Source organism: Neobacillus sp. PS3-40 (assembly GCF_030915485.1).
Classification (GTDB): domain Bacteria; phylum Bacillota; class Bacilli; order Bacillales; family Cytobacillaceae; genus JAUZPL01.
Window position 1 is genome coordinate 2,867,116 of record NZ_CP133266.1, and the last position, 20,523, is coordinate 2,887,638.

The 20,523-nt window shown below is 37.4% G+C and carries 22 protein-coding genes, 1 pseudogene and 2 riboswitches; of the genes and pseudogenes, 19 read left to right on the forward strand and 4 right to left on the reverse strand.

The window, feature by feature from the left end:
• Nucleotides 1–51: 51 nt before the first annotated feature.
• Nucleotides 52–501 (reverse strand): V4R domain-containing protein, encoded by a 450-nt coding sequence (locus RCG20_RS13970; RefSeq protein WP_308180743.1) that lies wholly within the window; start codon nt 499–501, stop codon nt 52–54.
• 175 nt (nt 502–676) lie between these two features.
• Between RCG20_RS13970 and RCG20_RS13975 the strand changes: the two genes are divergently transcribed.
• Together RCG20_RS13975 and RCG20_RS13980 are read left to right on the forward strand one after the other, a co-directional pair.
• Entirely contained in the window at nt 677–2,272 is a 1,596-nt protein-coding gene (locus RCG20_RS13975; RefSeq protein WP_308180744.1) for a sensor domain-containing protein, read from the forward strand.
• A complete protein-coding gene (locus RCG20_RS13980; RefSeq protein ID WP_308180745.1) occupies nt 2,269–2,523 on the forward strand; it encodes an amino acid decarboxylase in 255 nt (84 codons plus the stop codon). Before RCG20_RS13975 ends, RCG20_RS13980 begins: the two co-directional genes overlap by 4 nt.
• On the opposite strand, the gene RCG20_RS13985 is transcribed toward RCG20_RS13980, so the two are convergent.
• A complete protein-coding gene (locus RCG20_RS13985; RefSeq protein WP_308180746.1) occupies nt 2,520–3,227 on the reverse strand; it encodes a Crp/Fnr family transcriptional regulator in 708 nt (235 codons plus the stop codon). The genes RCG20_RS13980 and RCG20_RS13985 overlap by 4 nt on opposite strands.
• Before the next feature lie 171 nt (nt 3,228–3,398).
• Here RCG20_RS13985 and RCG20_RS13990 point away from each other — a divergent pair, with 171 nt between their 5' ends.
• The 10 genes and pseudogenes from RCG20_RS13990 (at nt 3,399) to RCG20_RS14035 (ending at nt 12,603) form a co-directional block, all read left to right on the forward strand.
• On the forward strand, nt 3,399–3,854 hold the full coding sequence (locus tag RCG20_RS13990) for a flavodoxin (protein WP_308180747.1): 456 nt from the start codon (nt 3,399–3,401) through the stop codon (nt 3,852–3,854).
• A gap of 5 nt (nt 3,855–3,859) precedes the next feature.
• Nucleotides 3,860–4,069 carry a cation transporter gene (locus tag RCG20_RS13995; protein ID WP_308180748.1) on the forward strand — a complete coding sequence of 70 codons (210 nt, stop codon included), beginning with the start codon at nt 3,860–3,862 and terminating at the stop codon, nt 4,067–4,069.
• 92 nt (nt 4,070–4,161) lie between these two features.
• A complete protein-coding gene (locus RCG20_RS14000) occupies nt 4,162–5,019 on the forward strand; it encodes an MBL fold metallo-hydrolase (protein WP_308180749.1) in 858 nt (285 codons plus the stop codon).
• Nucleotides 5,020–5,119: 100 nt separating this feature from the next.
• Nucleotides 5,120–5,220: riboswitch (SAM riboswitch) on the forward strand.
• Nucleotides 5,221–5,369: 149 nt separating this feature from the next.
• Nucleotides 5,370–5,475: riboswitch (SAM riboswitch) on the forward strand.
• A gap of 77 nt (nt 5,476–5,552) precedes the next feature.
• Nucleotides 5,553–6,584 (forward strand): methionine ABC transporter ATP-binding protein, encoded by a 1,032-nt coding sequence (locus RCG20_RS14005; RefSeq protein ID WP_308180750.1) that lies wholly within the window; start codon nt 5,553–5,555, stop codon nt 6,582–6,584.
• On the forward strand, nt 6,574–7,224 hold the full coding sequence (locus RCG20_RS14010) for a methionine ABC transporter permease (protein WP_308180751.1): 651 nt from the start codon (nt 6,574–6,576) through the stop codon (nt 7,222–7,224). The genes RCG20_RS14005 and RCG20_RS14010 overlap by 11 nt, the downstream gene beginning before the upstream one ends.
• A 16-nt stretch (nt 7,225–7,240) precedes the next feature.
• The gene (locus RCG20_RS14015; RefSeq protein ID WP_308180752.1) at nt 7,241–8,077 is read left to right on the forward strand and encodes a MetQ/NlpA family ABC transporter substrate-binding protein; all 837 of its coding nucleotides are present in this window, start codon (nt 7,241–7,243) and stop codon (nt 8,075–8,077) included.
• Nucleotides 8,078–8,103: 26 nt separating this feature from the next.
• Nucleotides 8,104–9,309 (forward strand): M20 family metallopeptidase, encoded by a 1,206-nt coding sequence (locus RCG20_RS14020; protein ID WP_308180753.1) that lies wholly within the window; start codon nt 8,104–8,106, stop codon nt 9,307–9,309.
• 349 nt (nt 9,310–9,658) lie between these two features.
• On the forward strand, nt 9,659–10,801 hold the full coding sequence (locus RCG20_RS14025; protein ID WP_308180754.1) for a DEAD/DEAH box helicase: 1,143 nt from the start codon (nt 9,659–9,661) through the stop codon (nt 10,799–10,801).
• 166 nt (nt 10,802–10,967) lie between these two features.
• Nucleotides 10,968–11,099 (forward strand): hypothetical protein, encoded by a 132-nt coding sequence (locus RCG20_RS14030; RefSeq protein WP_308180755.1) that lies wholly within the window; start codon nt 10,968–10,970, stop codon nt 11,097–11,099.
• A 113-nt stretch (nt 11,100–11,212) separates the two neighbouring features.
• Nucleotides 11,213–12,603 (forward strand): annotated as a pseudogene (locus RCG20_RS14035) (IS3 family transposase).
• Nucleotides 12,604–12,662: 59 nt separating this feature from the next.
• Here RCG20_RS14035 and RCG20_RS14040 read toward each other — a convergent pair.
• On the reverse strand, nt 12,663–14,183 hold the full coding sequence (locus RCG20_RS14040) for an FAD-dependent oxidoreductase (RefSeq protein ID WP_308180756.1): 1,521 nt from the start codon (nt 14,181–14,183) through the stop codon (nt 12,663–12,665).
• Between the two features lie 159 nt (nt 14,184–14,342).
• On the opposite strand from RCG20_RS14040, the gene RCG20_RS14045 reads away from it, so the two are divergent.
• The gene (locus RCG20_RS14045; RefSeq protein ID WP_308180757.1) at nt 14,343–15,485 is read left to right on the forward strand and encodes a trans-sulfuration enzyme family protein; all 1,143 of its coding nucleotides are present in this window, start codon (nt 14,343–14,345) and stop codon (nt 15,483–15,485) included.
• 85 nt (nt 15,486–15,570) lie between these two features.
• Here the strand turns inward: RCG20_RS14045 and RCG20_RS14050 are convergent, their stop codons facing one another.
• The gene (locus RCG20_RS14050) at nt 15,571–15,945 is read right to left on the reverse strand and encodes a DUF1360 domain-containing protein (protein ID WP_308180758.1); all 375 of its coding nucleotides are present in this window, start codon (nt 15,943–15,945) and stop codon (nt 15,571–15,573) included.
• A gap of 143 nt (nt 15,946–16,088) precedes the next feature.
• On the opposite strand from RCG20_RS14050, the gene safA reads away from it, so the two are divergent.
• From safA to RCG20_RS14080, 6 genes are all read left to right on the forward strand, one after another.
• A complete protein-coding gene (safA, locus tag RCG20_RS14055; RefSeq protein WP_308180760.1) occupies nt 16,089–16,703 on the forward strand; it encodes a SafA/ExsA family spore coat assembly protein in 615 nt (204 codons plus the stop codon).
• 138 nt (nt 16,704–16,841) lie between these two features.
• Nucleotides 16,842–17,186: a lmo0954 family membrane protein gene (locus tag RCG20_RS14060; protein ID WP_308180761.1), complete on the forward strand. Its 345-nt coding sequence runs from the start codon at nt 16,842–16,844 to the stop codon at nt 17,184–17,186.
• Between the two features lie 22 nt (nt 17,187–17,208).
• Nucleotides 17,209–17,856 (forward strand): PspA/IM30 family protein, encoded by a 648-nt coding sequence (locus RCG20_RS14065; RefSeq protein WP_308180762.1) that lies wholly within the window; start codon nt 17,209–17,211, stop codon nt 17,854–17,856.
• Between the two features lie 78 nt (nt 17,857–17,934).
• Nucleotides 17,935–18,669, forward strand: coding sequence for a cell wall-active antibiotics response protein LiaF (gene liaF, locus RCG20_RS14070; protein ID WP_308180763.1), 735 nt, complete (start codon nt 17,935–17,937; stop codon nt 18,667–18,669).
• Nucleotides 18,666–19,715: a sensor histidine kinase gene (locus RCG20_RS14075; protein WP_308180764.1), complete on the forward strand. Its 1,050-nt coding sequence runs from the start codon at nt 18,666–18,668 to the stop codon at nt 19,713–19,715. Before liaF ends, RCG20_RS14075 begins: the two co-directional genes overlap by 4 nt.
• Nucleotides 19,708–20,340, forward strand: a complete 633-nt coding sequence (locus RCG20_RS14080) for a response regulator transcription factor (RefSeq protein ID WP_308180765.1) — start codon at nt 19,708–19,710, stop codon at nt 20,338–20,340. The genes RCG20_RS14075 and RCG20_RS14080 overlap by 8 nt, the downstream gene beginning before the upstream one ends.
• Nucleotides 20,341–20,523 lie beyond the last annotated feature (183 nt).

Here is a 20,523-nt window from a genome sequence, read left to right on the forward strand (position 1 = left end):
TCGGTTACGCTTCATTATTTATGTCAATTAAAATGATTAACCCGACAGTCTTTATAAAAGTCTGATCCTGTATTCACAGTATTCATCACCATTTACGTTGCACTTAACCTCATGGACCACTACCTTTCCCTCATAAAAGCGCGAGATCGCTCCTTCCAAAATGGCCCCCTCCAGATCACAGGTCATATTGCCTTGATGAACAGGCAGTCCTTTGCAAAAACAATCCTGAATCGCAATGTGAACTTCATTCTCTTTTGAGTCAATAATCATGGGAATTCCGATTTTTAATTCCTCGAAGATTGCCAAGGCATCCTCAATCGAATGGACAGGTAAACTCTGTCCAATTTTTCTGCCGACAGTAATCGTGGTGCTTTTGCCTCTCATTGGTAAACCCTGGTACATTCCAATTAATCTTACTGATCTGAACAATTCCAAAGGAACCGAATTACCTAAAGTCTTTCGGTCAATGTTTTTCATATCCTCATATGTAAATAAATCCATTTCGGGTATTACACTCCTTTGTTGTCATGATTTGTGAATATTCTATTTTCATTTTTGCAAAAGAAAAATTGAATAACCTTGATCTAAATCAATTTTTTTCAACATTGGGAACTATAAACTTAAATCTATAGATAGAGAAGGGGGAATCGGTAATTAGACCGATTTTAAAACCAACATGAATACATCGCTTATTCAGCAATTCCAAACATCGATTATCATATTAGATACTGATTATGTGATAACATTTGCAAACCCAGCTTTTATTGAAGAGAGTGGATACGCTGAGTCCGAGTTATTAGGGAGAAATGCTAATGACTTTTTAATGGGTTTGGGATCCATTTCTGAAAATATGAATGGAGAGATTTTCATAAAGACTAAAAGTGGTGAACAAGCACCAAAGTGGATGGAAATTAACCATTTTAGTCCTATGAAAGATAACCATTATATTGGATTAATCTTATTAGACGTTCAATTGTCAGGAGTAGATCCTTTAACGAAGCTACCAAATCGTTATTTTTTTTACAGGTATTTAAACAAGGCCATCAATAAAGCAAAAGTAGAAAACACATTTTTGGCGCTGCTCTATATTGATTTAGACCGATTTAAATTTATTAATGATACACTCGGCCATACATATGGAGATCTTTTGTTAAAAGAGACATCTACTCGACTAAAAGAGTGTGAAGGAACAAAGAATATGGTTGCTCGAATGGGTGGAGATGAATTTATTTATTTAGCCCTCGATTTAAAGGACGAAGCAGAGGCAGATGAATTGGGGATGCAAATCCTAGAAGCCTTTACTAAACCATTCCAATTAAAGGAATTAGAAATTCATATTTCTCCAAGCATTGGAATTAGTATCTTTCCGTATGATGGCGATGAAATCGAAGCACTTATTTCAAACGCTGATTCAGCCATGTATCGAGCGAAAAAAAGTGGCAAGAACAAGATTGAAAAGGCACAGATTGATAGTAGTGCTGGAGCATTTGAAAAACTAATGGTTGAAAATGATTTGCATAATGCTCTTTTAAAAAATGAGCTACTACTTTATTTCCAGCCACAAATCGATTTAGATCATAATAAGATTATTGGAATGGAAGCATTGATTAGGTGGAACCATCCAGACATGGGTATCATTTCCCCAGGAGAATTTATTCCAATTGCGGAGGAATCAGGGTTGATCCTTCCGATTGGTGATTGGGTTATGAGGGAAGCATGTTTAAAGATTAAAGAGTGGATGGATGTGGGTCAAGGAGTCCGTATTTCGATAAATCTTTCTGCGAGGCAATTTTTACAAAATGATTTAGTAGAAAAGTTTCAACATTTAATAGATGAATTGCAGATACCACCAAACCTCTTGGAGATAGAAATAACAGAAAGTATGATCATGTACAATATGGACTCTGCTACAGATATCCTTAATCGGATAAAAAAGTTAGGAGTGCATATTGCGATTGATGATTTTGGCAAGGGATACTCTTCATTAAATTATTTGCAGAAGTTTCCTTTGGATACGCTGAAAATAGACCGATCGTTTATTTTTGATATTGATTCGAACCCAAGCAGTAAAGCATTAACGCATGCAATTTCTAATTTAGGTCATGCGCTCGATATGAAGGTTATTGCTGAAGGAGTAGAGACTAAAGATCAATTAAATCATGTGGAAAAATTAAAATGTGACGCTGTTCAAGGTTTTTACTTTAGCGTCCCACTCACCGAATTAGAGGCAGATCAATTTTTATTACATTATAAAGGAGATAGAGCAGAATGAGTAATTTTGAATTTGATGGAAAAAGAGCAATCATGGATGTTCGTGAAAGAGTTTTAAAAGGTGAACACCCACGACAAGAAATCATGCAATTTGTAAAAGAATCACCTGTTGGAACTATTTTTGAAATTCATTTACCACATCGTGGTGAACCACTAATTGGAGGTTTGGAGTCATTAGGCATGAATGTAATTGTAAACGAGATCGAACCAATGCATTATCGTCTTATGGCTGTAAAGCTGAACGAATTTTAATCTGATTTTACATCTGCAAGAAGTTTGAGTCGATCAAATTCAAGAATCTTGATATTCCTACGCCCATCCGTATTGATGAGCTTTTGGGACATGAATGATAAAAGCTTTCTGCTGATGGTCTCAGGGGTTGTTCCAATGAAACTAGCCAAGTCCTTTTTGGAAATAGGCAAGGTGAATTCACCTTTTTGAGCTTTCATTTTATCATGGAAAAGGAGCAGTGCTCTAGCAAGACGCTGTTCCACTTCCATTAGTCCAAGGAAACCGACTGATTCGTCTGCTTCATAAAGGCGATCATTTACAGCAAGAAGGAAACGGAATGACATTTCTGAATGGCTTTCCATCATTTTAAGAAAATCCTTTTTATCAATCGAACAAATAACCGTTTTCCCTAAAGCTTCTGCGTTTGCATAATGTTTTTCATTTCTAAGTAAAGCGAATAAACCGAAAAAGTCACCAGGAAACAACACTCGAACAATTTGTTCTTTTCCTTCCGCAGACATTTTCGTTAACTTAATTAGGCCCTCTTTAACAACAAATAATGTCTCAGACCTTTCCCCATCTCGAAAAATAAACTCACCTTTTTGAAAGTCATGACTACGTGTTACTTTTTGCAACAATTGGAGATCAATTTCGTTCATCCCTTTAAAAACGGGTACTGACGTAATACATGAGGATTCAGAAGAACAACAATGTTCACATTGCATTAACAATCACTTCCTTGTAAGCATTTTCATAATTGCTTTATTGTATCTATTTTACACTATGCGTGTAGTGATTTTAATCAATTGATTTTAGTTTAATTGATTTGCATCAATTTTATTTTAAACCAATCCAATTAAAATAAAAGGACAAATAAGAAACAAGAGGTGTATCTTATGTCAGTAAATTGTTTAATTGCTTACTGTAGCATGTCCGGAAATACTGAAGAGATTGCGGAAACGATTGGTGAAGGTATTCGCAAAGCAGGAGCAAATGTGGATATTAAAGATATTTTAATGGTCGATGTTAAAGACCTCCTAGATTATGATGGCATTCTATTGGGTGCTTATACATGGGGCGATGGGGATTTACCCGATGAGTTTTTAGATTTCTATGATGACATGGATCAGATAAGCCTAAAAGGGAAAAAAGCTGTGGCATTTGGGTCATGTGACTCTTCCTACGAGCATAGAGGAGGAGCAGTTGATAGATTAACGGAAAAATTAGTGGAGTTAGAAGCGGATCTAGTTTTAACTGGCCTCAAAATTGATTTATCACCAACGGAAGCTGAAAAGGAACAATGTGTTCAATTTGGCATAGACTTTGTTGAAAAAGTCGGACTGGGGGACTAATAAAAATGGGCAGCATTCAAATGGCATTAAATGATATCGCTTGTTCTAGCTGCATCGTGAAAATTAAAAAGGATATAAAAAGAAAACATGGCATTGAAAAGGTGAAGATTATTTCAGGTAGCGGAAACCTTCAAATTAATTATAATGAAAATGTCATTAACAAAGAGGAAATTCACCATCTAATTAATAAAATGGCTCTTCGAATGTTTGATTAATAGTGTTACAGGCCTGCTCTGGTATATAGGGTAGGCTTTTTTTATGGTAATGATTATTATAGCCTCCTCTGTTAAATAATAAGGAAAATAGTATGGGAGGTTCTACTTTGGATCATATTCAAGATGATAAATTCGAAGAATCCTTTCTTCCGATGACCTCGACCGGAAGTGGAAAGGGATTAGAAATTTTACCTGATGTTTATTGTTATACAAATAAGATTGTTAACCTGTGTTTTATCGGTCATCAAAATAATGATTTTGTTTTAGTTGATGCGGGTATGCCCAAATCGGCCGAAGAGATTATGAATGCTGTCAGAGAGCGATTTGGAGAAAATGCTCAGCCAAAGGCAATTGTAATAACACACGGACATTTTGACCATGTTGGATCCATTGTCGAGTTACTAGAGCACTGGAATGTTCCGGTATATGCTCATATGTTAGAAATACCGTATTTAACAGGTAAAGAAAATTACCCGCCGGGTGACCCAACTGTTGATGGAGGACTTGTCTCCGAATTGTCGCCATTTTTTCCGAATCACGGGATAAATATCAGTGCTCATGTAAAAAGACTCCCCGACGATGGAACCATTCCGAATATGCCAGGATGGAAATGGATTCATACACCGGGGCATACGCCAGGACATATCTCGCTATTTCGTGAAGAAGACCGGACTCTACTTGCTGGAGATGCATTTGTAACTGTTAAACAGGAATCTTTGTATAAAGTGATGGTGCAAGAACAAGAAATTAGCGGGGCACCGAAATATTTCACTACCGATTGGAAAGCGGCCTTTGAATCGGTAAAAATGATAGCTGCATTAAAACCGTATACAGCTGTAACAGGGCATGGGTTACCAATGAGCGGTGAGATTTTAAAGAATAGCTTGAGATACTTAGTGGACCATTTTGCCGAAATTGCTATTCCAGAAAACGGGCGTTATGTGAATTAAAAGGGAATACATACTTTGGAATATTCTTGATTTTTTCAAAAGAAAGTATTGACATGAAATTTTTCAAGTTGTATAGTGATAAACATATTAATAATAATACTTCTTATCAAGAGAGGTTGAGGGACTGGCCCTACGATACCTCGGCAGCGGACTATTTTGCACCGTGCCAAATCCAGCAAGCATATGCTTGAAAGATAAGGAGAGGAATTAGATCGTGTTTTTCTAACCTCTTCTTAGTTGAAGGGGTTTTTTATTTTCTAAAAATACCCATTCATGGATGGGAGATTTTTTTGAAAATAAAGCATACTAAATCGATTGGAAAAATAGATTTATAAAAAACCGAATAATATTTCTTATCAAGAGAGGTGGAGGGAATGGCCCTATGATACCTCGGCAGCGGACTCAGGAATGAGTACTGTGCCACATCCATCAAGCAATATGCTTGGCAGATAAGAAGAGTGCTTATGAAACCCTCTTCTTTGTTTGTCAAGAAAAGGGTTTTTATTTTGTGAAGAAATAAGGAGGGGAAAAACGTGATTGAGTTTAAAAGTGTTGCAAAGGTGTATGAGAGTGGAGGTCAAAAGGTTAATGCACTTAATGGTATTGATCTAACGATAAAGAAAGGGGAAACATTTGGGGTTATTGGCTTTAGTGGGGCAGGAAAAAGCTCACTTATACGATGTGTAAATTTATTGGAGCGACCAACCTCTGGTAGCGTCATTGTTGATGGAAATGATCTAACTACTCTTTCGCAAAAGGAAATCCGTGAAGCGAAGCGGAATATCGGTATGATTTTTCAGCATTTCAATCTTTTAAATTCGAAAACAGTTTATAACAATGTTGCAATGCCATTGATTCTGGCTAAAGTACCAAAGGATGAAATTCAAAAACGAGTATATGAACTGCTTGAGTTTGTAGGTTTGGCAGATAAAGCAGAAAAATACCCTGATCAACTTTCGGGTGGGCAAAAACAGCGTGTCGGAATTGCACGGGCACTTGCAACAAGACCATCGATTCTGCTGTGTGACGAAGCTACTTCTGCTCTTGACCCACAAACAACCAGCTCCATTCTGCAACTGCTAAAGAAAATTAATCGAGAGTATAAGATTACGATTCTGATCATTACCCATGAAATGGCAGTAATCAGGGAAATATGTGATCGGGTTGCTGTTATTGAAGCAGGGAAAATTATTGAGGAAGGAACTGTCTTCCAAGTATTTTCGGCACCAAAAACACAAACATCTAAGAACTTTGTCAGCTCTGTAATGAATGATTCAATTCCTGATTCCATAAAGGAGCTTGTCAAACAGCATGATGGATTACAAAGAATCTATCGCATCAATTTTATTGGGGAATCAGCAGGGCAACCATTACTCTCTGAAATTGCTAAAAAGTTCGACGTCCATATCAATGTGCTTTTTGGAAATATTACGGAGCTTCAGGGAATTCCATTTGGAAATATTATTGTTGAGTTTCAAGGGAATGACAAAGAAATTCAACGAGTCCTCATGTATATCAACCAGAAAGAAGTAACGATAAGGGAGGTGAAATCACATGCTAGTTGATAAACAGCAGATTATTGATGCACTTATTCAGACTCTTCAAATGGTTGGTTTTTCCTTGTTATTTTCAACTGTTTTGGGGCTTCCACTCGGAATTTTACTCGTGGTGACTAGGAAAGGACATTTGTTAGAAAACCTACATATATTCAATGTTTTAAATGGAATTATTAATATTTTTCGCTCAGTTCCATTTATCATCTTATTGGTCGCAATTATCCCAGTTACACGTTTAATTGTAGGAACCTCGATTGGGACTGCAGCAGCAGTAGTCCCACTAGTATTTTACGCGGGCCCATATATAGCAAGATTAGTTGAAAACTCTCTTTTGGAAGTAGATCAAGGGGTAATTGAGGCGGCAGAAGCGATGGGAGCTACACCTGCACAAATTATTTTTCGGTTTTTGATTCCCGAAGCATTAGGTTCGCTTGTATTGTCTCTAACAATTGCAACGATTGGTTTAATAGGTGCATCTGCCATGTCTGGAGCAGTTGGCGGCGGTGGATTGGGTGATTTAGCCATTACATATGGATACCAGCGGTTTGATACCAAAGTTATGCTCATTACCGTTGGGATGCTGATTGTAATGGTTCAAGGCTTGCAATCTTTAGGAAATATTTTATCAAAAAAAATTCGTAGACGATAATTAGGAGGAAACCATCATGAAAAAATTAGTATTAGCTATTATTGTTTTATGTTTATCAATCTTTTCCGCAGCATGCTCTTCGCAATCAACTGCAAAAGCGAAGGACGTTACCGTGAAAATTGGCATTAGTGGCTCTGACAATGGTATTTGGGATTATATTTCGAAAAAGGCGAAAAAAGAAGGTATTAATATTAAAATTGTATCTTTCTCTGATTATGTTCTACCCAATACAGCCTTAGCTGATGGGGAAATTGATGCAAATGCTTTTCAAACCAATGCATACTTTTTTGCCTTTATAAAAGAGCATAATTTAGACTTGGCCCCTATTGGTACAACAGTCATTGCCCCAATGGGTATTTATTCGAACAAGCATAAAGATGTTAAGGATATTCCAGACGGAGGAAAAATCGCGGTACCAAATGATGTTACAAATGAAGGTAGGGCACTTTTATTGCTCCAAGAAGCGGGATTAATTACTTTGCCAAAAGACTTTGATGGTAGTGGAACAGTAGAACAGATTATAAGTAATCCAAAACATCTAAAAATCGTCCCAGTTGTGGCTGGGCAAACACCACGTGTACTACCAGATGTAGCCGCATCAATCATTAATAATGGAATTGCAGTAGACGCTGGTTTTAATCCTGTTAAAGATTCTATCTTCCATGAAGGAGCAACAGCTAAACCGTATATAAATATTATTGCGACTCGAACAAAAGACAAAAATAACAAAGCACTAAAAGAAATTGTTAAGCTTTATCAACAAAAGGATACAGCAGAATTTATTAAAAAACAGTTCAAAGGGGCTTTAATTCCAACATTTGTACCACTAAGTGAAATTGGAGTGAAAAACTAATTTAATAGAAGAAAGGGGAATTAGCTATGCCAGTTTTAGTAACACCTTTAAAAGGAATAATTGTAAGTAATATCGAGGAAAATAAGGAGCTTTATCTCTCGACTAGTCACCGAATTCATGAAAAACCAGAAATTGGCAATGAGGAGATTTTTGCCTCAACACTATTAACAAGTATTCTCAAAGAGGCTGGATTTGAAGTGAAAAAGGCTGTTGCTGGGCATCAAACGTCCTTTCTAGCTCGGAAAAAGTCAAATGTGGAAGGGCCTTCTATTGCTTTTTTGGCAGAATATGATGCACTCCCTGGACTTGGTCATGCCTGTGGTCATAATATTATTGGAACAACAAGTATTGCTGCAGCGATCGCTTTAAGTAAAGTTATTGATGAAGTGGGTGGAGAGGTAGTTGTTTTTGGTACACCTGCTGAAGAAGGCGGTCCTAATGGAAGTGCAAAAGGTAGTTTTGTGAAATATGGCTTAGTGGAAAGAATTGATGCAGCATTAATGATTCACCCTTCAAATAGAACGTCTCTTACAAGTAATTCATTGGCAGTTGATCCACTTGATTTTGAGTTCATTGGTAGGCCAGCACATGCTGCGGCGAGTCCACATGAAGGGATAAATGCCCTTGATGCAGTCATACAGCTTTTTAATGGAATTAATGCCCTTCGCCAACAATTAAAAGATGATGTTCGTATTCATGGAATTATTACACATGGTGGGGACGCACCAAATATTATCCCTGAGTATGCTAAAGCAAGATTCTTTATTCGGGCTGCAACAAGAGGCTATTTAGATGAAGTAACAAAGAAAGTAAAAGCAGTAGCAGAAGGTGCCGCACTAGCAACTGGAGCAAAGTTAAATATTATTGCCTTTCAAAATGAGGTTGATAATTTGTTATTAAATGATAAATACAACCAAGTGTTTAAAGAAGTGATTGAAGAACTTGGTGAAGTTGTTAACAACGATGGAAGAGAGGGAATTGGCTCAACTGATGCAGGAAATATCAGTCAGGTCGTTCCAACCATCCATCCTTATATTCAAATTGGATCAGAAGATCTTGTAGGTCATACGGTCGAATTTCGAGAAGCTGCAAAATCCACAAAAGGTGATCAAGCACTTATTACTGGCGCAAAAGGCTTGGCTTTAACGGCTTTTCGTCTCCTTACAGAACCTGATTTATTAGTGGAAATTAAAGCAGAATTTAATCGCCGCAAAAACGAAGAAACCAAGTGATTATCTAAAGGCACTATGTCTAACTTGGAGGGAACTGAAGAAGTTCCCTTAAATGTTAAGTTCTTTTAAACTTTTCAGTTGCTGCACCAATCAACAGAGTGTCAAAATCAATCATGCACTTTGGCATAGTCAATGTAAAAAAGACGACTTAAAATTCAATCTGAATTTTGGAGTCGTCTTTTTTTATATAAATAATTTTGCCCTTTCTTTATATGAATCCGGATTATCTCACAATCAAAACTGGACACCTAAAGGTAATTCAGTTAGTATCAGTACGAATGTAATGGATTTATTTACCCCTAAAAACTAATAATAAGAAAAAATGATATCGATTATAAAGGAGCACTATATGTTAAACACTTTACAGCCTTTTTTGCAGGAAATTTGGAAGAAGTCTAATTTTGCAACCCCGACTTCAATTCAGGAAACGACTATCCCACTCATTTTAGAAGGGAAAGATTTAATTGCTGAATCACCAACAGGAACGGGAAAAACTCTAGCTTACTTGCTGCCTTTGCTAACTAAAATTGATCAAGACAGTCAGTCTGTTCAAGCAGTTGTATTAGCCTCCTCACAGGAACTGGTCATGCAGGTATATCAAGAATTTCAGAAATGGTCGGAAGGAAGCGGAATTAGAGGTGCTTCTTTTATCGGCGGTGCAAACGTGAAAAGACAGCTAGAAAAATTAAAAAAACGCCCACAGGTTATCTTTGGTACACCAGGCCGTTTATTTGAGTTAATAAAGCAGAAGAAAGTAAAAATGCATGAGGTAAAAACATTGGTTCTTGATGAAGCCGATCAGCTCCTTGTACCAGAACATGCTGGCACAGTCCGAAATATTATTAAATCTACACTTCAAGACAGGCAAGTAATGTTATTTTCTGCAACTCTTAAAAAAGAAACGGAACAAATTGCAAAAGAATTAACAAAAGAGGCAGAGATTATTAGGATTGAAAAAGATGAAACAATATCCGAGGGTAAAGTGGAACATATTTATTTTTCATGTGAACCAAGGGATAAAATGAAGCTTCTCGAAAAAATTGCTCGTCTTGAAAATAGTAAAATTCTTACTTTTATAAAAGATATTGCCGAAGTTTCGGTGGTTGCGACAAAATTAAATTATAAAGATCTTTCAGCAGGGCTACTTCACAGCGAACTGAGCAAATTAGAACGTCAGTCAGCACTAAAAGCGTTTCGTGATGGGAAATTAAAAATGCTTATCGCAACGGATGTGGCAGCACGGGGCCTTGATATTCAGGGCGTTACACATGTTGTCCATCTAGATTTTCCTAAAGATTTTACCCAGTATGTCCATCGCTCAGGGAGAACGGGGCGAATGGGTGCAAATGGAATAGTGATTTCTTTGGTTACAGAAAGAGAAGAAAGAGAACTAAAGGCATTTTGTCGTCGGTTAGATGTTCCTCTTTATAAAAGAATTTTTTATAAGGGACAAATTTCTGAAGAGGCACAAAAAGAACGGACCCGTAAGTGAACTGAGAGTTGCTAGAATTTGATTCCAGGATAGTATGAATTCTTAAACCAGCCCATCGGACTGGTTTTTCTATTATTGAAAGGGTTTTTCCTGTCTTGGAACAAGAATAAGTTCTTCCCTTTTCATCCATACTATCTTTGAATTTCATTAGAAGGAGATGGTTTGTGTGGGAAGAACTAAACTAGGAAATCAAAATGCCCAGCGCAATAATAATGCGAAAAAAGGAAAAACAAGCTCCGAGCTAGTTGAATTTACAACAGGGGAGGATTTAAAAAGAAACCGACCTAAAGATAAATAACCTGAGATCCTCCTAATTGGCTTCTCGAACATAGTGTTGTTTAAATAAAAAACGCTGACTTTGAAGTGACCCCCTTAAGTTGGACTAAACATCCATCTTAGGGGGTTTTTAATTTGGTCAAATTTTCAAGTGAATATAGAGAAAAGGTTGTTCTAGAGTATCTGAATGGAGGGGGAGGATCAAATGAATTGGCAAAGAAATATGGAATTGGGAGTCATCAAACTATACTTGATTGGGTGAATCGATACGAAAAATATGGGAATAAAGCGAATGAGGTCCGTAGTCCTAAAAGTGTGTATGATGGTAACTTTAAGATGGAAGTATTAAAATGGATGTGGAGTAACAGAGCATCATTACGCGAAACTTCCCTTCATTTTGATATATCAACACCAAGTACAATCCTGTCGTGGGAGAGGAAGTACAGAGAGAAAGGCGTCGAAGCTCTGTTTAAACGGAGAGGAAGACCAAAACAAATGCCAGCCAACCATCATGATCACCAACAGGGGAAAAAAGAGGAATCCTCCGAACTCGAAAAATTACAACGTGAAAATCGTATGTTAAGGATTGAAAATGAATACCTAAAAAAGCTAAGAGCCTTAGTTCAGGAACCCGTGGGTACAGACAAAAGCAAGTGAAAGTTGTCACTGAATTAAGGGGAAAATATCGTTTGTCTGCGATTTTGAAGGTCGTGGACCTTCCGAAAAGTGTGTATTTCTACTATCAAAATCATGAAGAAAACAAACATAGTGATCAAGAATTAATAATGGAAATCAAAGCAATCAAAAAGGATAATCCAGCTTATGGATATAGACGCGTTCAACTTGAATTAAAAAATCGTGGATTGGAAGTTAATCATAAAAAAGTTCAACGCATTATGCAGGATCAGCATTTACAGTCACAAGCATATACGAAAAAAAGTCGGAAATACAACTCATATAAAGGGACGATTGGTAAAATTGCCCCTAATCGGCTAAATCGTCGGTTTAAAACAGATCGACCTTATCAAAAGCTTACAGTAGATGTCACAGAGTTACGCTGGGGAGATAAATCCACAGCACATCGCTGTTATCTTGAACCTGTAATGGACCTCTACTCTGGCGAAATTCTGGCTTTTAACATTGGCCTTCATCCTACTGTAAGTTTTGCTTTAAAACCGTTGCATGAAGCCCTGGACTCACTACCTAAACTTCCATATCGTACAACTGTTCATTCGGATCAAGGGTTCCAATATCAACATCATAGCTGGGTAAAAGAGCTTAAGGGGCATAATGTATTTCAGAGTATGTCACGAAAAGCAACATGTCTTGATAATGCGGCAATGGAAAGCTTCTTCCACCTATTAAAATGTGAAACAGTTCATCAATACGACTACCAATCTTTTGAGGAAGTCGCTCAGGCAGCGGTTGATTGGATTAGCTACTACAATAACGATCGAATTAAAGAAAAACTCGGTGGTAAGAGTCCTATAAAATACAGGCTCCTTACCACCGAGAAAGCGTCATAATATTTTTGTCCAACTTTATGGGGTCAGATCACTTTTCACATAAAAGTCAGCGTTTTTCCTTACTGTTCTTCCGAAAGATTATCCAATGGTTTAAGTGCAGGCCCTTCAACTACGTCACCCGCATAAGAGAAACGGGAGCCGTGGCATGGACAATCCCATGTTTTTTCAGCATGGTTCCATTCAGTTTCGCAGCCAAGATGCGTACAAGTTGTATCAACAATGTAGAGTTTGCCGTTTTCGTCTTTATATGCACCAGCTCGTTTTCCGTTATGCATAACAACAGATCCTTCTCCCATTTGGAGATCACTTGGATCCTTTGGAACAAACTCAAGCTTGCCCTTTAGAAGATGCCCGGCAACATCAGCGTTTGTAGAGATTAATTTCTTCAAATTGGGATCAGCATCAAACCTGGATGGAGAATAAAGCTCCTTATATGGATTATCCCGATCTAGAATATAGTCTGCTAATAAATGGCCTGCAACAGTCCCGGTTGTCATCCCCCATTTTTTATAGCCAGTTGCGACAAAAATATGATCCTTCTTATCTGTTATTGGTCCAATATATGGGATTTTATCAAGTGAAACTAAATCCTGAGCAGACCAACGATAGGCATATTCGCTTATACCAAATGTCTCCTCAGCAAACCCCTTAAGAGCATCATAATGAACAATTGTATCAGGTCCTTGCCCAGTTTTATGATTTTCTCCCCCAATTATTATTAATTTTTCCCCATTAATTGGAGTGTAACGAATTGAGCGAGTCGGATCATCGGCGCTGATATACATGCCTCCAGGATAATCTTTATCCGTTTTAATCCCAATCGCATAGGATCTTTCAGCATACATTCTTGCAAAATAAAAGCCAAGTCCATCGTAAAAAGGAAAATGAGAAGCAACAATGACATGCCTGCAAGTAACCTTATGCCCAACATTTGTTAAAACAGCCCGGTGATCTTCATCGGCTTCAATATCAGTTGCCGTTGTATTTTCATATACAGTGCAGCCTGATTGAACGGCATCCTCAAGGAGCTTTTTGAGATATTTAACAGGATGGAATTGAGCTTGGTTCCGCATTACTAAAGCTGCTTTAATAGGGATATCAAAAGGGATGCTATTGACGATTTCCCCTGGGATTCCTAGACGGTGATATGCATCCATTTCTGTTTTGATTTTGCCCACATATTCATCCGTCGTTGCATATATATAGGCATCTTCATTACTCAAATCGCAATCTATCGCAGTTTGTTTGATAAATTGAATGGCTTTTGTGTGGGATTCGTAATAAAGCTTTGCCTTTTCTTCGCCAAAATGTTGAATATATTCATCATAAACTAAGCCATGCTGGGCCGTAATTTTGGCAGTTGTGTGACCCGTAGTACCATTTAAAACACCACCCGCTTCTAAAATGGCCACCTTTAAACCTTCTTTTGCCAGCAAATAAGCAGCGGTAATTCCTGTAATTCCTGCTCCAACAATAGCCACATCGACAGACAAATCCTCTTTTAACTTGTCAAAGGAGGGCAACTCGGTTTCTCTCCAATACGTTTTTGGGAATTGAGGGATTTTTTCAGAAGAGCTCATGTTTGTTCCTCCAAGAAATAAATTGTGTACATTTTATTTTTTCCATTAATCAAAAATTAATGTGTTAAAAAATGGGCATATGGTTGACTAACTTGATATGTGTGTTATTTTAAGAATAATAAAAAAATTTAACACAACAGTTTGAAAAGGGTGGAAGTCATGGGGAAACGCTTCGAAACAGAAATTTTACATGGAGTAACAAAGAAGAATAGAATCATTACAAGCAAGGTGACCCCTATTTATCAAACGTCTGCATTTTCCTTTAAGGATCTTGATGAATTGGAAGGATTTTATCATGGAAATGGACGATATTTGTATTCTAGGGTTAGCAATCCGAATACGGATGAACTTGGAGATGCCGTTGCGGTACTAGAAGGTGCCCCAGCCGGTGTGGCAACTTCCTCAGGATTATCCGCCATTTTGGCAGGTGTTCTTGCCGTCGTCAAGAGTGGAGACCATATAATTGCAGCAGATGATTTATATGGCGGAAGTTTTCATATGTTAAAAGAAGAATTAAACGAACTAGGTATTGAAACGACTTTTGTTCCATTTTCGGATCTCTTAAAAGTGGAAAGTGAAATTAAAGAAAATACGAAGCTGTTATATACTGAATCCATTACAAACCCATTGTTAAGAGTGGAGAATTTGAATGAAGTAGTCAAACTAGCGCAAAAGCATTTACTTTTTACTTTGGTGGATAATACATTTGCTACACCCTATCACTGCCAACCTTATTTGCTAGGTATTGATTTAGTTGTTCATAGTGCAACAAAATATATTGGGGGTCACAGTGATGTAACAGTTGGGGTTGTAGTTGGTAGGGCAGACCTAATCGATCGGGCCAGGTCAAAAGTGGTAAATCTCGGTACAAATGTAAGCCCATTTGAAGCATGGCTAACATGCCGCGGCTTGAAAACTTTGGCATTACGAATGAAGGCTCAATCGTATAATGCGAAGAAGTTAGCAGAAAACCTTAATGAAAATCCGAGCGTTGAAAAAGTGTATTATCCACTTGATGTGGCTGATAACGGATACGGTGCTATGGTTACGATAGAGCTTTCTAAAAAAGTGGATATTAATCAATTCTTCCGTTCACTTGGTTGGGTTAAAATTGCTCCTACTCTAGCTGGAGTGGAAACAACTGTTTCCCATCCATTAACCACTTCACATCGATCTTTACCGAAAGAAGCGTGTGAAGCATTAGGTATCACCCAAGAGGTTGTTCGAATATCGGTTGGAATCGAGCACGAAGAGGATATTATTTTACAATTTGAACAAGCAATTGAAAAATCACTTTTATAAAATGGAAGAACCTTGCTGTTATGCAAGGTTCTTTTTATGGAGAATGGGTGGAGCTAAGGAACTTTATTAGAGTCAAAAATGGGTTTCACTCCTTTTTCTGATGCTCCCCATAATAATCCACTTTTTTAATATTCACTCCGACAAATGTTTCAAGGATAGACTGCCCACCAGCAATTGAAAAAATCAATATAAAAACGAACGTTATTTTTGGAAAAAGAAGGTAGGCTACCCCTAGAAAGATTGCACTCCAAATTCCCGCACACCAATAGCATTTTAGTAAATAACCAAACAATGATTTTGGGACTTCCTTCGATTTTGGTCCTTCATCCGTTTCAATAGTAATTTTTTTCATAAAAGGCTTACGAATAAATTCAGTAATTTTATCAAAGACAATTAAATGTGTTAGTCGGTAGCTTGCTAAAATTAACATTATGTAGGTCATCCATGGGATTTTTTCCATTCTTCACCCTCCCAAATCTTCGTCTTAGTTTCATCATTGAAACAGCAAATTATGTGAACTGCTTTAGCTTCGTTAATTTATTATTTTTACCCTGTATATTTTAAGACGAAAAGCAAAAATATATAAGCGGAGGAGGCTAGAAAATGAAAAAATCATTACTCATTTGTTTTATGTTTGTACTATCTCTTTTTTGCATTCCAAACGTTTCTTTTGCCCAGCAAATATATACGGTTCAGCCGGGTGACTCACTTTGGAAAATTGCTGTCCGGTATCAGGTTGGATTATCTGAAATTATCTCAGCAAACTCTCAATTTAAAAACCCAGCATTAATTTATCCAGGGCAAAAAGTAACAATCCCAAATTTTGATGCCACAAAGAGTGTTGAGAATCAAGTCATCCAATTAACAAATCAACAACGAGCCAAGTATGGATTAAAAGCACTGACTGCGGATTGGCAGCTTTCAAGGGTAGCGCGGTACAAGGCTATGGATATGAGAGATAAGAATTACTTTTCTCATACAAGTCCTACCTATGGTGATCCATTTACAATGATGAAGAATTTTGGGATTGCTTATCGTTCTGCTGGTGAGAATATTGCCGCAGGTCAATCAACACCACAAGAGGTGGTTACAGCCTGGATGAATAGCCCAGGCCATCGAGCCAATATTTTAAGTACCAACTACACATATATTGGAGTTGGATATGCACAAGGTGGGTCGCAACGATATTATTGGTCGCAGATGTTCATATCTAAATAAGGGACAAGGTCAGCTCTTACAAAAGGGGCTGACCCTTTCTCCGTCTTAAGACTGATATCAAAATCAAGCTTAAGCTCGTTATGAGAAAAACGGGATAAAGGTAAGATGATATCAAGATAAAGAAAGGAGGAAAACAAGTTGAAAAAATTTGGTTTACTTATTGCAGGAGGTATTGCAGGGATCGTTTTACTTACCATGATTGGCCCAATGATTGGGTTTGCAGTTAGTCTAGTCATCCTGTACTTCATTTTCAAACAATTTTTAAAGGCAGAGACGAAAAAAGGAAAAATTGGATTAGGGATCCTTGGGGTAATTGTTTTGTTAGCCTCTATCCACAACATTCCAGCAGTTATTGGCGTAGTAGCAGCGTATGTGCTCTACCTTGTATATAAAAAATGGAACGAGAATAAATACGTTGTAGCAAAAGAAGAATCAGACCCATTCGTTAATTTCGAAAAGCAATGGAACGATTTAAAAAACTAATAATCTAAAGGGAGAGATTTCAATGACAAATTTATTTACAAGAATAAAAAATACTATTACTGCAGATTTACATGAAGCACTTGACCAAAAGGAAAAGCAAAATCCAATCTCGATGCTTAATCAATATCTTCGTCAATGTGAGTTGGAAACTGAAAAGGTTAGGAAACTTCTTGAACGTCAGTACACATTAAGAGATGAATTTACAAGAGAGTATCATCATGCAGTCGAATTAGCTGGAAAAAGAAAGCTTCAAGCTGATATTGCTTTAAAGGCTAGTGAAACAGCACTTCATGAATTTGCTGTAGCAGAACATAACCAATATTCAGAACGTGCCCAGCGTTTAAGCCAATCACTTGAGCAAGCAAAAGGGCAACTTGAAGAATTAGAAAGAAAATACGAGGAAATGAAGCATAAATTAAAAGATATGCATATTCGTCGAATGGAGCTAATGGGGAGAGAAAATGTAACCCGGGCACATAATCGTATGGATCAAGTATTGGAAACGAATACTCAATCTAAACAAGCATTCTCACGCTTTCAGGAAATTGAAAACTATCTAGATAGCCTAGAAAATCAAGTTAATAGTGCATACTATCGAAGCACAATTGATGGACGGATTGCCCAATTAGAAAAAGATATGAAGTTTAAAGAAAGCAAGTCCATTTTATAATTAAAAAGTGGTATTCTAATAAGGCGTAGATTTCTACGCCTTCAGTTTTTTACATATGCAGAAAAGGAGGAGAAGCCGATGCTGAAAAATAATAAAAGTGACTATATGAACTGGATCATCTTGATCGGCGTTTTCGTACTCTTACTTGAAGTGTTATTTTTCAATCGGGGGGTTATTTTCTCACTTTTCATTTCTGCAGGCATGATTTACTTAGGTCGTAAAAAGAGTGCCAAAAAGAAAGGGAAAATCTTATTTTGGGGCGGTATTGTTTTCTTATGCGCAAGCGTCTTTAATATGATGACATTTAAATTTTTCTTATTGGCTATTTTACTCCATTTTTTCATTAAATATACAAGTTCCAAAAAGAATCCAAATAGGGTTTCACCCGTTTTGGTTGAACCAGAAATCACTAAACAGGAAGAGACCGTAGTGGTTAGTAAACCACTATTAGACAATACCATATTTGGTCAACAAAAAACTCCTACTGGCGTATATGAATGGGATGACGTTAACATTCAAGCGGGGATTGGAGATACTGTTATTGATTTAAGTTATACTGTATTTCCAAAAGGGGAAACTGTCATTTTTATTCGAAATATTATTGGTAATATTCATATTCTTGTTCCATATGACATTGAGGTAAGCGTCCATCATTCTGTTATTGCCGGAACAACGACCATGCTCGACTTTCATCAGCCGAAAATATTTAACAAAGCTTTTCATTTGAAAACACCTGGATATGATCATGCCGAGCAAAAGGTGAAAATCTTCACTTCTCTTGTGGTGGGAAATTTAGAGGTGGGTCGCATATGAGTACAATCCAGCGGCAAATCGTCTGGGGTGGGACATTAGCTTTTATCATGGCCTGTCTAATTGCAGCTACATTCTTTATCGTTTTCCCACTTACTGATTGGTCTGATTTATGGGATAAGCACTTTATGGAATTACCTTTTGCGTTGTTTATACCAGCCTCGAGTATTATGATTGGGGTTATTTTTGGAATGGCTTCAGGTTATTTTTGGCGTAGTCAATTGAATCTTGTTGATCAGTCATTGCACCTTCTTGAGGAAGGGAAACATACAGAAATTAAAGAGGTTCCATCCTTGGTTGAAGTCCAATCCATTGCAGGGAGAATCGTGAAGATTGGTAAACAGATGGCTGAACAAGCAATGCTCTCACAACGGATTGCAACTGAAAAGGTCGAAGATCAGGAATCAAGAATACAGGAAATTATTTCTCAAGAACGAAATCGTCTTGCTCGTGAACTGCATGATTCCGTTAGTCAGCAATTGTTTGCGGCTTCGATGATGATGTCAGCAATTAATGAAACAAGAGGTCAATTAGAATCAATAGAGACAAAGCAGATGAAAATGGTGGAAGAAATGATCCACCAATCACAGTTAGAAATGCGTGCACTTCTTCTACATTTAAGACCTATAGCCTTAAAGAATAAATCAATTCAAGAAGGAATAGAAGAATTGTTAATTGAATTATCCCAAAAGGTAACGATGAACATTCAATGGAAAGTGGAAAAGTTCCCTCTTGATAAAGGAGTGGAAGATCATCTATTCCGTATCCTTCAAGAGTCTGTATCGAATACGCTTAGACATTCAAAAGCTACCAAACTTGAAGTGCTGTTAATTAAGCGAGATGACCTAATTATAATGAGGGTAGTGGACGATGGAAAAGGTTTCGAAGTAGATGAAACAAAAGCAGGTTCTTACGGGATGCAAAACATGCATGAGCGGGCTCTTGAAGTAGGGGGAACCTTAAAGATAGTAAGTGTGAAAAATAAAGGAACACGACTAGAAGTAAAGGTGCCGTCGGTCGTTAATGGGGAGGGTGATATAGATGATTAGAGTGGTATTCGTTGATGACCACGAAATGGTCAGAATTGGGGTTTCAGCATATTTATCTGCGCAGCCGGATATTGAAGTGGTAGGAGAAGCAGGGGATGGACAAAAGGGTGTCGAGCTAACACTAGAACTTCGTCCTGATATTATATTAATGGATCTGGTCATGAAAGAAATGGACGGGATTGAAGCAACAAGGCAGATCATTGAAAAATGGCCAGAAGCAAAGGTGATAATCGTAACGAGCTTTTTAGATGATGAAAAGGTATATCCAGCTCTTGAAGCTGGTGCAACCAGTTACATGCTAAAAACTTCTAAAGCGAGTGAAATAGCTGATGCAGTTCGAGCAACCTACCACGGACAATCGGTTCTTGAACCTGAAGTAACAGGAAAAATGATGATGAAAATGCGTCAAAAAACGCAACACCTCCCCCATGAGGAACTTACGAGCCGAGAATTGGAAATTTTATTGGTGATGGCAAAAGGAAAAACCAATCAGGAAATTGCTGACGAATTGTTTATTGCTTTGAAAACGGTCAAAACCCATGTCAGTAATATTTTAAGCAAGCTACAGGTGCAAGACCGCACTCAAGCAGTTATTTATGCATTTAAGCATTCGTTAGTTGAATAGATCCAAACAAAGGCTTGCCAACTAGGGTGGGCTTCTTTTATATATGCTGTGTTAAAGCTGGATGTTGATTTTATGGCATTAAAAATAGGCGGAAAGATTCCTGCTAAATCAGGAAATTCACATATTTCTCTACAAATAAGAGGATTTTCTCCTGTTAAACTATACATTTCCATGATTAAAAGG

Coding starts and splice junctions, on each gene's coding strand:
- liaF (WP_308180763.1), top strand. CDS start 17,935: ATGCTGAAAAATAATAAAAGTGACTATATGAACTGGATCATCTTGATC.
- RCG20_RS13995 (WP_308180748.1), top strand. CDS start 3,860: ATGGGCAGCATTCAAATGGCATTAAATGATATCGCTTGTTCTAGCTGC.
- RCG20_RS14015 (WP_308180752.1), top strand. CDS start 7,241: ATGAAAAAATTAGTATTAGCTATTATTGTTTTATGTTTATCAATCTTT.
- safA (WP_308180760.1), top strand. CDS start 16,089: ATGAAAAAATCATTACTCATTTGTTTTATGTTTGTACTATCTCTTTTT.
- RCG20_RS14075 (WP_308180764.1), top strand. CDS start 18,666: ATGAGTACAATCCAGCGGCAAATCGTCTGGGGTGGGACATTAGCTTTT.
- RCG20_RS13990 (WP_308180747.1), top strand. CDS start 3,399: ATGTCAGTAAATTGTTTAATTGCTTACTGTAGCATGTCCGGAAATACT.
- RCG20_RS14080 (WP_308180765.1), top strand. CDS start 19,708: ATGATTAGAGTGGTATTCGTTGATGACCACGAAATGGTCAGAATTGGG.
- RCG20_RS14050 (WP_308180758.1), bottom strand. CDS start 15,945: ATGGAAAAAATCCCATGGATGACCTACATAATGTTAATTTTAGCAAGC.
- RCG20_RS14040 (WP_308180756.1), bottom strand. CDS start 14,183: ATGAGCTCTTCTGAAAAAATCCCTCAATTCCCAAAAACGTATTGGAGA.
- RCG20_RS13985 (WP_308180746.1), bottom strand. CDS start 3,227: ATGCAATGTGAACATTGTTGTTCTTCTGAATCCTCATGTATTACGTCA.
- RCG20_RS14065 (WP_308180762.1), top strand. CDS start 17,209: ATGACAAATTTATTTACAAGAATAAAAAATACTATTACTGCAGATTTA.
- RCG20_RS14045 (WP_308180757.1), top strand. CDS start 14,343: ATGGGGAAACGCTTCGAAACAGAAATTTTACATGGAGTAACAAAGAAG.
- RCG20_RS14000 (WP_308180749.1), top strand. CDS start 4,162: ATGGGAGGTTCTACTTTGGATCATATTCAAGATGATAAATTCGAAGAA.
- RCG20_RS14025 (WP_308180754.1), top strand. CDS start 9,659: ATGTTAAACACTTTACAGCCTTTTTTGCAGGAAATTTGGAAGAAGTCT.
- RCG20_RS13975 (WP_308180744.1), top strand. CDS start 677: ATGAATACATCGCTTATTCAGCAATTCCAAACATCGATTATCATATTA.
- RCG20_RS13970 (WP_308180743.1), bottom strand. CDS start 501: ATGGATTTATTTACATATGAGGATATGAAAAACATTGACCGAAAGACT.
- RCG20_RS13980 (WP_308180745.1), top strand. CDS start 2,269: ATGAGTAATTTTGAATTTGATGGAAAAAGAGCAATCATGGATGTTCGT.
- RCG20_RS14020 (WP_308180753.1), top strand. CDS start 8,104: ATGCCAGTTTTAGTAACACCTTTAAAAGGAATAATTGTAAGTAATATC.
- RCG20_RS14010 (WP_308180751.1), top strand. CDS start 6,574: ATGCTAGTTGATAAACAGCAGATTATTGATGCACTTATTCAGACTCTT.